Here is a 12868-nt window from a genome sequence, read left to right as displayed (position 1 = left end):
GGCTAGGAGAACGGGGGGGAGCAGGCGCTGGTGGTCGCGGGATCGCCCCCATCCTGGGGCGATCGGGACGGTCCTAGCGAGCTGTCCATATCAAACCGCCTCCTCAAGCGGCCTGGGCTTGCTCGAAGGCTTGCTCGAGTTCGCTCTCGGTGTCGTTGCCCTGGACGTCGGGAGTATTACCCTGGGCTTCCACGTTGAGACTGTCGATTAGGCGCATGCTCTTGAACAGGCTGAACATTCCGTTTGGGACATTGATCAGGCGCAGATGGCCTTGCTGCGCGGCCAGGCTGTTCTTGGCGGCAAGCAGCAGCCCGATGCCAGTGGAGTCGATGGAGCGCGCTTGCTGGAAATCAAAGGTAATGTCTCGCACGTCCTGCTTTAGCGCGTCCTTGAGCTGGCTCTGCAAGCTAGGGACGGTGCTCGCGGTCAGATCTTCCCGCAGGATGGCACGGATGCTGTTGGACTCTTGCAGAAGCTGGGTGTGTTGCATGGTCATGATGATGTCTCCGGATCGCTGCTTCAGTGTTATCTGGGCGGGCGCTTGGGCTGGGTGGGCGCCGTACCTGTTGCGTTGAGTTAAAGACTACATCAAGCGTTTCCAGGCTTCAGTAAAGACTTGTTAAGAAGCTGTTTGGGGTGACAGTGATGACCACTGAGTTCGCGCTGAGCGTATTAGGAACTGGGAGACGACGCTTTGAGTCCCGGAAAATCGCACTCACTATTGGTGGATGGAACCACTTTAGATGCAACCACGTGATGGTTCGCGCGACTGACGCGCGACTGACAAGTGATCGCTCCGCTTCCCAGATATTCCGCATGCCGAGACCACCGATGCCGATCGATTCCAACGCAATTCGCGAGCAATTTCCGATCCTGAGCCAGACGGTCGGGGCGTGTCCGCTGGTCTTTTTGGATAGCGCCGCGAGCACCCAGCAGCCGACGGCGGTCATCGACGCGGTCGCTGGGTATCACCGCTCGCAGCATGCCAATATCCATCGGGCGGTCTATCAGCTCTCTCAGGGCGCGACCCGAGACTACGAGGAGGCGCGCGCGACGGTGGCCCGCTTTATCAACGCCGCCGAGCCAGCCGAATGCCTGTTCACCCGTGGCACCACCGAATCGATCAATCTGGTCGCCGCGGCCTGGGGGCGGGCGACACTGCAGCCCGGCGACGAGATCATCCTCTCGACGCTCGAGCATCACTCCAACATTGTACCCTGGCAGCTTGCGGCCCAGGCCACTGGGGCACGGATCAAGGTCATTCCAATCAATGATGCCGGGGAGTTGGATCTGGACGCCTATCGGCGGCTACTCTCGTCACGCACGCGGCTGGTTGCGGTGAACCATGTCTCGAACGCGCTCGGCACGATCAACCCGGTTCGAGAGATCATCGTCGAGGCCCATGCCGCCGGGGCGCTGACCCTGATCGACGGTGCTCAATGGGTCGCCCACGGTCGCACCGATGTACAGGCGCTGGATGCCGATTTCTATGCCTTCTCCGGTCATAAACTCTTTGGGCCGACCGGAATCGGCGTGCTCTACGGAAAGCGTCACCTGCTCGAGGCCATGCCGCCGTATCAGGGCGGGGGCGACATGATCGAGCAAGTGCGCTTTGAGGGGAGTACCTATGCTGGACTGCCGAACCGCTTCGAGGCCGGCACGCCAAATATCGCTGGTGCGGTTGGGTTAGGGGCGGCGATCCGTTGGATCGAGGCGATTGGGCTCGAGTGGATCGGTCCCTATGAGCAGGGATTGCTCGCCCACGCGAGCGAGCGGCTGCGCGCGATCCCAGGGCTGGTGCTCAAGGGCACGGCGGCGAGGAAGAGCGCCGTGCTCTCGTTCGTGCTCACCGATCCGCCGGTCTCCACGCTCGATGTCGGCACCCAGCTCGACCTGCGCGGGATCTGCATCCGCACCGGCCATCATTGCTGCCAGCCGCTGATGGAACGGCTCGGCGTGGCCGCGACCGCACGTGCCTCGCTGGCGCTGTATAACAATCGGGATGACATCGAGCGGTTTGCCGATGCGCTCAGTGAGATCGTCGAACGCGCGCAGACTGCCGCCTCGGCGGTTGTTGAGCCGACGCCCACCACGAGCGCGCCACAATCCACTCACGAGGCCGATGAACCAGGCTATCCGGCGGCAACCGCCGACTCCCCCGAGGCGGCGGCTGATGTGCTCGCCGAGGATTTCGAGTTGTTGCCGGATTGGCCCACCCGTCATCAGTACCTGATCGAACTCGGCGATCGGTTGCCGCCGATGCCGGCGGCGATGAAGACCGATGCGACTCGCGTTGAGGGCTGCCAGAGCACGGTGTATATGGCAGCCCGTCTCAAACCGGGTAGCGAGGATGTGATCGAGTTCTTGGCCGATAGTGACGCCAACATCGTGCGTGGGCTGATCGCGCTGCTCGAGCAACTCTGCTCGGGCCAGCGCGCGGCGGCCATCCTCGGGTTCGATCTGGACGCCTTCTTCAGCCGCATCGGGCTGGATGCCCATCTGAGTCTGTCGCGACGCAATGGCTTGGCGGCGATGGTGCAGCGTCTGCGGGCGCTGGCGCAGCGCCAGAGCGAGGCTGACCGTTAGCAAAAGCATGCGGCCTATCGTTGATCGAGTTAATCAGGAGTTGCTGGGCCGAAGCCACCACCGCCCGGCGTTTGTAGCACAAAGACATCGTTTGGTGCGACGGAGCGCGTGTCGGCGCTCTCGAGCGGCTCGATGCTCCCGTCCACGCGCTCGATCCAGTGGCGACCGCAGGCACCTGGCTCGCCGCCGGCGAGGCCGAAGGGCGGCACCCGGCGGCGATTGGCGAGGATACCGACGTCCATCGGCTCCAGGAAGCGGATGCGCCGCTCGACGCCATCGCCGCCACGGTGGCGACCATGGCCGCCCGAGCCGCCGCGAATGGCGAAGGATTCCAGCCGCACCGGAAAACGCCACTCCAGCACCTCGGGGTCGGTCAGGCGCGAGTTGGTCATGTGCGTTTGCACGGCAGCGGTGCCATCGAAGTCGGGGCCGGCGCCGGAGCCGCCGCAGACGGTCTCGTAGTATTGGACGCGCGCGTTGCCAAAGGTGGTGTTGTTCATAGTGCCCTGGGCTGCGGCGAGCACACCGAGGGCGCCATAGAGGGCATCGGTGATGGCCTGGCTGGTCTCGACGTTACCGGCGACCACTGCGGCCGGATAACGCGGGTTGAGCAGCGAGCCCTCGGGGATGATCAGCTCGATCGGCTTGAGGCAGCCTTCGTTGAGCGGGATCGCGTCCGCGACCAGGGTGCGGAAGACATAGAGCACGGCGGCGCGACAGATGGCAGCCGGGGCGTTGAAGTTGCTCGGCTGCTGCGGACTGGTGCCGGTGAAGTCGACGCGCGCCTGGCGCCGCTGGCGATCGATCGAGATGGCCACCGCGATCATCGCGCCGTCATCCATCTCGACGCGGAAACGGCCCGGCTGCAGTCCCTCGATGACGCGGCGCACCGATTCCTCGGCATTCGCCTGGACATGGCCCATGTAGGCCTGCACGGTGGCGAGGTCGAAGTGCTCGACCATCTTCAACAGCTCCTCGACACCTTTGGCGTTGGCCGCGATCTGCGCCTGCAGGTCGGCGAGGTTCTGTTCGGGGTTGCGCGCCGGGTAGGGGGCCGCGTTGAGCAGCGCCATCACCGCCTCGCGCTGGAAGACGCCGCGCTCGACCAGCCTGAGGTTGTCGATCAGCACGCCTTCCTCGTCGACGCTCTGCGAGCGCGCCGGCATCGAGCCGGGGCTGATGCCGCCGATGTCGGCATGATGCCCACGGCTGCCGACATAGAACAAGATCTGCTCGCTAGTAGCATCGAACACCGGCGTGATGACGGTGACATCAGGCAGATGGGTGCCGCCGTTGTAGGGCGCGTTCAGCGCATAGACATCCCCCGGCGCCATGTGGCCGGCGTTGTGGCGGATCACCGCGCGCACGCTCTCGCCCATCGAGCCGAGATGCACCGGGATGTGCGGGGCATTGGCGACCAGGGCGCCATCGGGGTCGAACAGGGCGCAGGAGAAATCGAGCCGTTCCTTGATGTTGAGCGAGAAGGCGGTGTTCTGCAGCCGGTAGCCCATCTGCTCGGCGATCGACATGAACAGATTGTTGAAAACCTCGAGCATCACCGGATCGCAGTCGGTGCCGATCGCGCGGGCTCCGGTGCGGGCCTCGACCCGTTGCAGCAGCAGGTTGCCCAGATCGGTCACTTCGGCCTGCCAGCCGGGCTCGACGACGGTCGTGCCGGTCTGCTCGACGATGATCGCGGGGCCGGCGATGCGGTTGCCCGAATGCAGTGCCGTACGCTCGAATAGCGGGGTTGGATGCCAGTCGCCGCCGCTGAAGACCGAGACGGTCGCACTCGGTGGTGGAACGGGCCCCTTTGATGCCTTCGGCGCTGCCCTGGAGCCTTCGGCCTTGCCGACGGCCTCGACGGCGACGTTCGCCGCAATCAGCGGTGTGTTGGGCATCAGAAAACCGAAGCGGGCGCGATAGGCGGCCTCGAAGACGCGCGTGATCTCCGCCGCGTATTCAGCGGCGCTCTCGGCAGTGAATTTGAGGATTCGCTCTCGTTCACTGTTGCTGCTGCCATTGTTGCTACTGCTATCAACGTCCACCTCAAGCGCGGTGTCGGAGCCCTGATAACGCAGATGGAGTCGCCGACGCAGCTCGATGCGCTCGGGCGGGATCGATTGGGCGCGCAGCTCCTGCTCGGCCTCGGCTGCGATGGCATCGAGCGCCACCGCCAGCTCACCGCTGTCGAGCGCCTCGTCCAGCGGCTGCTCGAGCGAGCACTCGCGCAGCGCGCGCACCTCGGCGAGCCCCATGCCGTAGGCCGAGAGCACGCCGGCGAGCGGATGCAGCAACACGCGCGGCATGCCAAGCGCGTCGGCCACCGCGCAGGCATGCTGGCCGCCGGCGCCGCCGAAGCTGACCAGGGTGTAGTCGCTCACGTCATAGCCGCGCTGTACCGAGATGGTCTTGATCGCATTGGCCATGTTCTCGACCGCGATGCGCAGGAAGCCCTCGGCGACCTGCTCTGGGCTGGGCCGATCGCCGGTTGCCCTGGCAACCTCATCGGCCAGTACCCTGAACGCGGCCTGTACCGCATCCAGGTCGAGCGGCTGATCCTGCGTCGGCCCGAACACCGCCGGAAAGAAGCCCGGCTGCAGTTTGCCGAGCATCAGGTTGCAGTCGGTCACAGCGAGCGGGCCGCCGCGCCGGTAGCAGGTCGGCCCCGGATCAGCACCGGCACTCTCCGGGCCGACCCGATAGCGCGCGCCGTCGAACTGGCACAGCGAGCCGCCGCCAGCGGCGACGGTGTGGATCTGCATCATCGGCGCGCGCAGGCGCACACCGGCGACCGGGGTCTCGAGGCTGCGCTCGAGGCTGCCGGCGTAGTGGGCGACATCGGTGGAGGTGCCGCCCATATCGAAGGTGATCAGCTTCTCGAAACCGGCCTGGCGTGAGGTCTCGACCGCGCCGACGATGCCGCCGGCCGGGCCGGAGAGGATCGCGTCCTTTCCTTGGAACAGGTGCGCATCGGTCAGCCCGCCGTGCGATTGCATGAACTGCAGACGCACCTTGTCAGCGCCCTGGCCAAGTTGCGATTCGACCTGATCGACATAGCGCCGCAGCAACGGCGAGAGATAGGCGTCGACCACGGTGGTGTCGCCGCGACCGATGAGCTTGATCAGCGGGCTGGTTTCATGGCTCGTGGAGATCTGGGTAAAACCGATCTCCCTGGCGAGCGCCTTGATCCGTTGCTCGTGCTCGGGGTAACGGTAGCCGTGCAGGCAGAGGATGGCGACAGCGCCGATGCCGTCGCGGTGGGCCTGTTCCAAGCGTGGGCGCAGGTCGTCGAGATCGAGCGGAATGACCAGGTGGCCATCGGCGCCGACGCGTTCGGTGACCTCTTCGACGCGCTCGTAGAGCATCTGCGGCAGTCGAATCTGACGCTCGAACAGCTGCGGGCGAGCCTGATCGCCGATGCGCAGCGCGTCGCGGAAACCGCGCGTGACCAGCAGCAACACGCGATCACCCTTGCGCTCGAGGAGGGCGTTGGTCGCGACCGTGGTACCCATCTTCACCGCCTCGATGGCCGCGCTCGGCAGTGGCTCCTCCGGTGCCAACGCGAGCAGCCGCCGAATGCCTTGGATGGCTGCATCGGTATAGGCTTCAGCGTTCTCGGAGAGCAGTTTTTGCGTCACCAGTTGACCATCCGGGCGGCGGCCGACGATGTCGGTGAAGGTGCCGCCGCGGTCGATCCAGAATTGCCAGCCTGTCTGCTGCGCCTGCTGCGGCATCGTCTTTTTCCGGGTTGTATACTGGGTTTTGGCCGTCACTGTCTGACCGATGCGATTTTATCCATACCATGTGCCCGATAATTCAGGTGGTTCTCTCCCATGTCTGATCTCTCCCACGATGAACGTCTGACCCTGACCCAGCGCACCATGAGTCTGCTCGAAAGCTGGAACCTGTCCGCGTCGGACATGATGGTTGTGCTGCAATTGCCCGAGAGCGTGAAGGCACGCAATATCGCGCGTTTTCGCGAGGAAGAGCCCTTCCCCGATACCGTCGAGGTCAACCGCCGGGTGGCCTATCTGCTGCGCATCGAGGAGGCCTTGCAGACCTATTTCCCGCGCAATCCAGAGATGCGCGACCTGTGGGTGAAGCGCGGCAACAAGCAGTTCGGCAAACGCGCGCCGGTGGCGGTGATGGTCGAGGACGGCGAGAGCGGTCTGATCTCGGTGCTGTCGCATCTCGACTGTACCTTCGCCTGGGATCTGACCGGCTCCAAGACCGAGTACGAGGTGGCCGGTTAAGCGCCGCTCGAACCTGGGTTGAGCGCGGGCAGCCGGGCCCGCTGCAGCCGGTTGCCGAGCAGACCGCGCAACGCCCCCCAGCCTGGCCGCAGCGCGCGGCGCAGGTCGCGCTTCCAGCGTTGCAGATCGAGTTCGCCACCATTGTAGAGCGCCTGATCGAGCTGTTGGATCAAGGCGCGCAAACGCTCCCCATCGGCCCCCGGTCGCAAGCGCAGCAGGCGATCGGCCATGCGCGGCAGAGGCTCGCGTGTCGGCGTGAGCAGGTTCCGAGAGGCGCTGCGTTGGAAGCGCAGCGCCCAGTCGCTGGCGCTGTCTGCGTCCTCGGCATCGCGCGCGCAGCGATAGACACGCATGCTCGCCGGCATGAGCGCTGCGAGCCGTGCGCGCGCGTGACGCCAGAGGGCGACGATTGGCGGGCGTGGGTCGAGCCGGCGCAGCCCTTGCCGCAGCGCTTGGCCGAGTTGCGCACCGATGCGCGGAGCGGCCTGCGCAAGACCCGTCCGCGCACCGGGTGCTGAGCGGCGCGCCTGCGCCTCGGCCCGCGTCTTGCGCCGCATCTCGCCCCGGCCGCCAGGCCCGCGCAACCGATACCAGACGCCAGCCCAGTAACCGATCAGCAGCAGCAGGATGCCGCCCACCGGCAGCCAGAACCAAACCCACCCCTCGCCGGCGCCGGTGGTGGCGACCGAACCGCGCCCGAAGCCGAAGGGGCCGGCCTCTCCGGCGACCGAGAGGGTTCGGATCGGCACCCCCGAACGCTCGCGCCGGTCGTGCTCGACGTTCCACCAGTTGACCCGCACTTCGGGGAGCTGGAGACGGCCGCCGGAGTAGGGCACCAGGGTGTAGACCTCGGTGCGAGTACCCTCGAGCGTGCGTCCGTCGTCGCTGAGCCGCGTCTCGACGCGGGTCTGCTCGGGATAGGCGCGAAACGCATCGGAGGTGAGCATCGACGCCAGGCTCGGCAACTGGGTGCCCAAGCCGCCGGTGGCCTGCAGACGCAAGGTCAGAGTGGTGGGGCGGCCTTCGGTAAGGGGTGCTGTATCATCCAGCTCGCGGGTCAGGCGTAACGCGCGCAATGGCAGCCAGGGGCGCTCGGTGGCGACCACTGGGCGGACCTCGAGCTGGCTGGGTGCGGCGGCCACCGCCGAGAATGGCACGCCGCCGGCGAGGGTGCCCGAGACCTTGAAGGGGCCGATCTCGAGCGTGCCGGCACGCAGCGGCGTCAGGGCGAGCAGATAGCTATTGACGATCCGTCGCGCTCGGCCGCTGCCGCGCACGCTCGTCGTTGGTCCTTCGATCTCCTCGAGCAGAAGCGCATCGAAGCCCGAGAGTTCGGGCGAGGCGGTGGCCAGATTGCCGGAACTCAGAACGTCGAGTCGCACTAAGATCGGCTGCTGGACATAGGCTTCTTGCTCCAGCAGTGCGACCTCCAGGGACGGGCGTTCAGCGGAGCGGCTACGCTGTCCATAGGTGCGCTGTCCATAGGGGTCGTAGCCGCCGGAGGTGCCCGGATAGGTACCTGGGTACGCGCCTGGATAGCCGCCTGGCGGGGTGGCGCCAGGATAGGGTTGGGGGGCGGATGGCCATCGCCTGCCCTGTGGATAGCCTGCCGCCGGTCGTTGCTCCGAGGTTGGCGCGGGTGGGGTGCCACGCTCATTGGTCGGCGGCCTGGGGCGGAAGGTCCACGGATTGACCGGTTGTTGCGGGTAGGTCTGAGCTAATCGGGGCTGGTGCGGATCGAGACTCGGCAGACCTTGCGATGCTGCGCCGACACTCCAGCCGAGCAGCGGCGCCATTGCCAGCACGATGAGCAGGTGCCGCATGAGCAGACGCCTTTGGCTGAAATGCGGATTGGGACCCAGGGCTGCCGCTACCATGGTCGTGGCTCCTGCAAGCGACCACCACGCTCGCGCAGATGGCGCGCTTCTTCGAGCCGGAATCGATTGCGCATCAAGTGGGTCGGATCGCCCTCGACCTGCTGTAAGCGCTGTTCCATGATACTACCGCCAGCGCCGATCGCGGCCTCGCCATCGAGGCTGGGTCGATCGCTCAAGCCCTGCTCGGGGTCCGCTGTCTGCCAAGGCTGGGCACCCTGCTGATCGAAACGATCGATGGCTTTGGCGGCCTGGTCCGCAGCGCCGAGATCGGGGTCGCCGGCGGGGCCGGTGTCACCGAGGTCCTCGGTATCGCCGGGAGCGTTGTCGGCAGCGCTTGCGTCGGTACCGTCACGCTCCGGCTTGGCTGCATCAGACTCATCGTCTGGTCCGAGCTCAGTGCGGTCTTCGCCGCTACCATCCGGACGCTGCTGCTGGTCCTGGTCCACGCCCTGTTTGTCCCTGTCGGTGCGCTCCTCATCATCACCTCCGGCATTGGACGGCTCGGGCTGCTCCTGTGACTCGGTTGCGTTCGCCTGCTCATCGGTTGAGTCGCGTTCCCCAGCCTGATCTTGCGTCTCCTGTCCTTGTTCCGATGGGCCTGATTGGCGGCCATCGCGGGCTTCGCCGGCCTTGCGATCCTCGCCGTCCTCGCTACTCTCGCCCTCGGTGTTCTTCTCGCTGTCTCGTCCATCGTCGCCGGTGCCATCTGCACCGCTGCTTTCAGCGGCCTCAGCGGTCTCGGCGTCCTTATCGCCTTTGGCATCCTCTTGCGGATCGCGTGGCTCGTCGCCGTCACGCTCACCGTCCGATCGTGACCCGGCCTCGGATGCGGCGTCCTCCTCGTCCTCGGCCTGGGTCTGATTCTGATCTTGGGCCTCACCTTGTTGCTCGCCCGCCTCCGATGACTGCTGACCCTGTTGCTGACCTTGCTGCTGTTCGTCTTGCTGTTCATCGCCTTGCTCCTGTGGCGATTGCTCATCCTGCGGCTGTTCTTCTTGCTGTTCGCCGGACGGCTCCTGCTCGCTCGCTTCTTGCGGCTGGGATTGCTCGGACGACGCATCGCTTGGCTCGGGTTGCTGCTCCTCGGCGAAGGCCTCTTGCTCGAGGCGTGCCAGACGCGCGCGGGCGAGCGCTAAATTGTGCAGCGCATCGTCGTGCGTGGGCTCGGCGCTCAGCACCTGCTCGTAGGCGCTCACCGCACCAGCGTAGTCGCCCTGAGCAAAACGGGCGTTGCCCAGGTTGTACTGCGCGGCGGTGCGCACGGCAGCCCGCTGCGGCTCGGCGAAGGCGGCCTCGGCCTCGGCGTAACGACCGGTGCGATAGAGCGCGGCCCCGCGTCGGAATGGATCACTGAAGGCGGCGGCGGCCGTGGCATAGGCGCCGTCCTCATAGGCCGCGATTGCCTCTTGTTCGGCATTGCTGAACCAGCCGGCCTGCGCCGGGTTCGTGGCGGCGAGCAGGGGTATTGCGAGCAGGAAGAGCGCGGCGAGCGGGACGACTCCAGATCCGCGCTTGGGGCCGAGCCAGCCCCGGAAGCGGGCCAGCAACAAGAGCAACAGCAGCGCGACGGGGAGATAGAAGCGCTCATGCCAGACGCGGGTGCGATCGCTGCCCGGTGCCGCTGGCAGCCGCCCCTGAGCGGCCACCTCGAGGATCGCTTGGGTATCGGCATCCCGATAATCGGCGCGCTGATAGAGCCCCTGGCCGGCGGCGGCCAAGGCTTGGAGTTGGGCTTCGTCGAGCCGGGTGCGCACCGGGACGCCGCTCGGATCGACAAGGGCTCCGTCGTCACCCGGCACCTCGGCGCCTTGCGGCGTGCCGACACCGAGCACATGCAGTGGCATCCCCCGTTCGGCCAGCGCGCGGACCTGTGCTTCGAGTCCGGGGTCATCGAAGTCGCCATCCGAGATCAGCACCATCGCCTTGGCACTGTCCGCCGGCAGCGCGTCGAGCAGTTGCTCGGCGCGCTCGAGCGCGGCCTGGAGCCGACTGCCCTGCAGTTGCGCAAGCCCGCTCGACAGCGCGGGTAGCGCCAGCAGCAGCGCGCGGCTGTCCTCGGTCACCGGGGAGATGACATGCGGCACCGAGGCGAAGGCGATCAGCCCGAGGCGCAGCCTGCGATTCTGGATGATCAGATCCTGGATCTCCTGGCGCGCGCGGGCAAGCCGGCTCGGGGCCGTATCGGTGGCGTCCATCGAGCGTGAGAGATCCAAGAGGATCAGTAGATTGTCGCCCGGATGGAAGAGCCGCACCGAGGCATAGTCCCAGCGCGGCCCGGCCATCGCGGTGAGCAACAGCAGCCAGAGCAGGGACCATGTCAGGAACCCTCCCCAACGCTCGGTGCGCCTGAGTGTCCGCACTCCCGTGAGGTAGGGCAGCAGATGGGCATCGGCGTAGCGATGGATGGCGCTCTGCGCCGCCTTGGCGGCACTGCGCCAACGCCAGAATGCCACCAGGGGCAATACCAGCAGGCCCAGGAACCAATATGGCTGGGTGAAGTGGAAACCGCTTTCAGGCATGAGTCGTCCTGCGCAGCACGCGCCTGCGCCCTTCCGGGAACAGACCGAGCACGAGCAACGCCAGCAGCCCGAGCGCGAGCGGCCAGCGATAGAGCGGCTCGGGCAGGAAGACGGTGCGCGTCTCCGATTCGGTCTTCTCCAGCTCGCCGATGCGCTGCGAGATCTCTTGCAGCGCGCTGGTATTGGTGGCCCGGAAATAGGCGCCACCGGTGAGGTCAGCGATCTGGCGCAAGGTGTCTTCGTCCATGGTGAGATCGTCCCAGTACTCGATCTTGCCCTGATGCAGGATCGGGATGCGTGCCTGTTTGCTGCCGACCCCGATCACATAGATGCGGATCCCTTCCAGCCGGGCGAGACCGGCGGCCTCGAGCGGCTGGAAGCTGCCCGCCGTGTTGTCGCCATCGGCGATCAGGATCATCACGCGCGAGCCTTCCGGGCGCTGGCGCAGCTTCTTGACCCCGAGCGCGATGGCATCGCCGAGCGCGGTGCTGCCGCCGGCGATGCTCGGCACCACGCCCGCGAGCACGTGTTGCACCGCATGGCGGTCGATGGTCAGCGGCGAGAGCACGAAGGCCTCGGTGCCAAAGATGATCAGTCCGACCCGATCGCCGGCGCGCTCGTCGATGAACCGTCCCATGACGCTCTTGACCACCTGCATCCGGTTCACCTGCTGACCACGGTCGCTGAAGTCGAGGGCATCCATCGAGTGCGAGGCATCGACCGCGAGCATGACATCGTAGCCTGGGGTGCTGACCTCGGTATGCGGCACCAGCCATTGCGGGCGCATCAGCGCCACGACCAGGGCCGCCCAGAGCAGGTAGAGCAGCACGCGACCGAGGCCGCTGGCCAGGTCAGGGCCTGGACGCCGTGCTCGGTAGGCGTGCTCGAGGGCCACGAGCTGAGGATGCAGGAGGGTGGTGCGCTGAGCATCGTCCTGTCGCTCGGTCTCGTTAGCCGCACTGGGTGGGCGCGGCCAGAGCCAGGGCAGCACGAAGGGCAGCGGCAGCAACAGGCCGAACCAGGGCCAGGCGAACTCGAAGGCGTTCATCGGCCCTTCTCCGTCGCTGGGCCGCGCGCGCCGCGCTTGGGGCGCACCATGATCCAGCGCTCGGTGGCCGTGATCAGCCGCTCGAGCTGGCGTTCCTGCTCGTGCCTGGCCTCGGCTTCGGCCGTCGAGCCGGGTGTCTCGGGGGCATAGGGTGCGTGGATCAAGCGCTGGCCCTGCTGGCGCCAGTCGAAGCCGTCTGGATCGTGCGCGCTCAGCCACGCGAGCCAGGCCGGACCATGGAGCCCCGCACAGGCGGCGCGTCCATGGCGCGCCATGGCAATGCGTTTGAGCAGCTCGGCGAGCTGGGACAGGCGGGCTTTCAGGCTCGTCTCGCGTCGGCGACGCAGGCGCTGCAGCTCGCGGCGGGCGTCCCAGCGCCAGTCGCCGATGCGCAGCAGGGGCAGCGCGGGCAGCAACAGCCGGGCGCGGCGAGAGCGCCAGATCAGCGCCGCGAGGGCGACGAGCAGCAACAGGACCAGCCACCAGCCCGGCGCCAGCGGCCACCAGGGATGGCCGAGACCGTCATGGATGTCGCGCAGTGGTCGCAGATCAGGAGTCAATCGTGATGCCGCTCTTGGCTTT

8 protein-coding genes are annotated in these 12868 nt (G+C 66.6%); 2 read left to right on the top strand and 6 right to left on the bottom strand.

What is annotated here, in order from left to right; genetic code table 11:
- Positions 1-103: 103 nt before the first annotated feature.
- Positions 104-496: an STAS domain-containing protein gene (locus tag CCR82_RS13010; protein WP_201246227.1), complete on the bottom strand. Its 393-nt coding sequence runs from the start codon at positions 494-496 to the stop codon at positions 104-106.
- A 335-nt stretch (positions 497-831) separates the two neighbouring features.
- Between CCR82_RS13010 and CCR82_RS13005 the strand changes: the two genes are divergently transcribed.
- On the top strand, positions 832-2586 hold the full coding sequence (locus tag CCR82_RS13005) for a SufS family cysteine desulfurase (RefSeq protein WP_207190998.1): 1755 nt from the start codon (positions 832-834) through the stop codon (positions 2584-2586).
- Between the two features lie 29 nt (positions 2587-2615).
- Here the strand turns inward: CCR82_RS13005 and CCR82_RS13000 are convergent, their stop codons facing one another.
- Positions 2616-6323, bottom strand: a complete 3708-nt coding sequence (locus CCR82_RS13000; RefSeq protein WP_201246226.1) for a hydantoinase B/oxoprolinase family protein — start codon at positions 6321-6323, stop codon at positions 2616-2618.
- 99 nt (positions 6324-6422) lie between these two features.
- On the opposite strand from CCR82_RS13000, the gene CCR82_RS12995 reads away from it, so the two are divergent.
- Positions 6423-6842 carry a DUF2384 domain-containing protein gene (locus CCR82_RS12995; RefSeq protein WP_201246225.1) on the top strand — a complete coding sequence of 140 codons (420 nt, stop codon included), beginning with the start codon at positions 6423-6425 and terminating at the stop codon, positions 6840-6842.
- Here the strand turns inward: CCR82_RS12995 and CCR82_RS12990 are convergent.
- Genes CCR82_RS12990 through CCR82_RS12975 form a run of 4 tightly spaced genes read right to left on the bottom strand, consistent with a single transcriptional unit; the run spans position 6839 to position 12846 of the window.
- Positions 6839-8719 carry a BatD family protein gene (locus CCR82_RS12990; RefSeq protein ID WP_201246224.1) on the bottom strand — a complete coding sequence of 627 codons (1881 nt, stop codon included), beginning with the start codon at positions 8717-8719 and terminating at the stop codon, positions 6839-6841. The genes CCR82_RS12995 and CCR82_RS12990 overlap by 4 nt on opposite strands.
- Positions 8713-11238 carry a VWA domain-containing protein gene (locus CCR82_RS12985; protein ID WP_201246223.1) on the bottom strand — a complete coding sequence of 842 codons (2526 nt, stop codon included), beginning with the start codon at positions 11236-11238 and terminating at the stop codon, positions 8713-8715. Before CCR82_RS12985 ends, CCR82_RS12990 begins: the two co-directional genes overlap by 7 nt.
- On the bottom strand, positions 11231-12286 hold the full coding sequence (locus CCR82_RS12980) for a VWA domain-containing protein (RefSeq protein ID WP_201246222.1): 1056 nt from the start codon (positions 12284-12286) through the stop codon (positions 11231-11233). The genes CCR82_RS12985 and CCR82_RS12980 overlap by 8 nt, the downstream gene beginning before the upstream one ends.
- Positions 12283-12846 (bottom strand): DUF4381 domain-containing protein, encoded by a 564-nt coding sequence (locus tag CCR82_RS12975; RefSeq protein WP_201246221.1) that lies wholly within the window; start codon positions 12844-12846, stop codon positions 12283-12285. Before CCR82_RS12975 ends, CCR82_RS12980 begins: the two co-directional genes overlap by 4 nt.
- Positions 12847-12868: the final 22 nt, after the last annotated feature.

The organism is Halochromatium salexigens (assembly GCF_016653295.1).
GTDB classification, from domain to species: Bacteria; Pseudomonadota; Gammaproteobacteria; order Chromatiales; family Chromatiaceae; genus Lamprobacter; species Lamprobacter salexigens.
Note: the sequence above shows the minus strand (reverse complement) of the source record. Positions and strands in the feature narration are given on the sequence as shown.

What these genes read in the sequence shown, in the direction of transcription:
- CCR82_RS13000 (WP_201246226.1), bottom strand. Translation starts at nt 6,323, where the DNA reads ATGCCGCAGCAGGCGCAGCAGACAGGCTGGCAATTCTGGATCGACCGC.
- CCR82_RS12995 (WP_201246225.1), top strand. Translation starts at nt 6,423, where the DNA reads ATGTCTGATCTCTCCCACGATGAACGTCTGACCCTGACCCAGCGCACC.
- CCR82_RS13010 (WP_201246227.1), bottom strand. Translation starts at nt 496, where the DNA reads ATGACCATGCAACACACCCAGCTTCTGCAAGAGTCCAACAGCATCCGT.
- CCR82_RS12990 (WP_201246224.1), bottom strand. Translation starts at nt 8,719, where the DNA reads ATGGTAGCGGCAGCCCTGGGTCCCAATCCGCATTTCAGCCAAAGGCGT.
- CCR82_RS12980 (WP_201246222.1), bottom strand. Translation starts at nt 12,286, where the DNA reads ATGAACGCCTTCGAGTTCGCCTGGCCCTGGTTCGGCCTGTTGCTGCCG.
- CCR82_RS12985 (WP_201246223.1), bottom strand. Translation starts at nt 11,238, where the DNA reads ATGCCTGAAAGCGGTTTCCACTTCACCCAGCCATATTGGTTCCTGGGC.
- CCR82_RS13005 (WP_207190998.1), top strand. Translation starts at nt 832, where the DNA reads ATGCCGATCGATTCCAACGCAATTCGCGAGCAATTTCCGATCCTGAGC.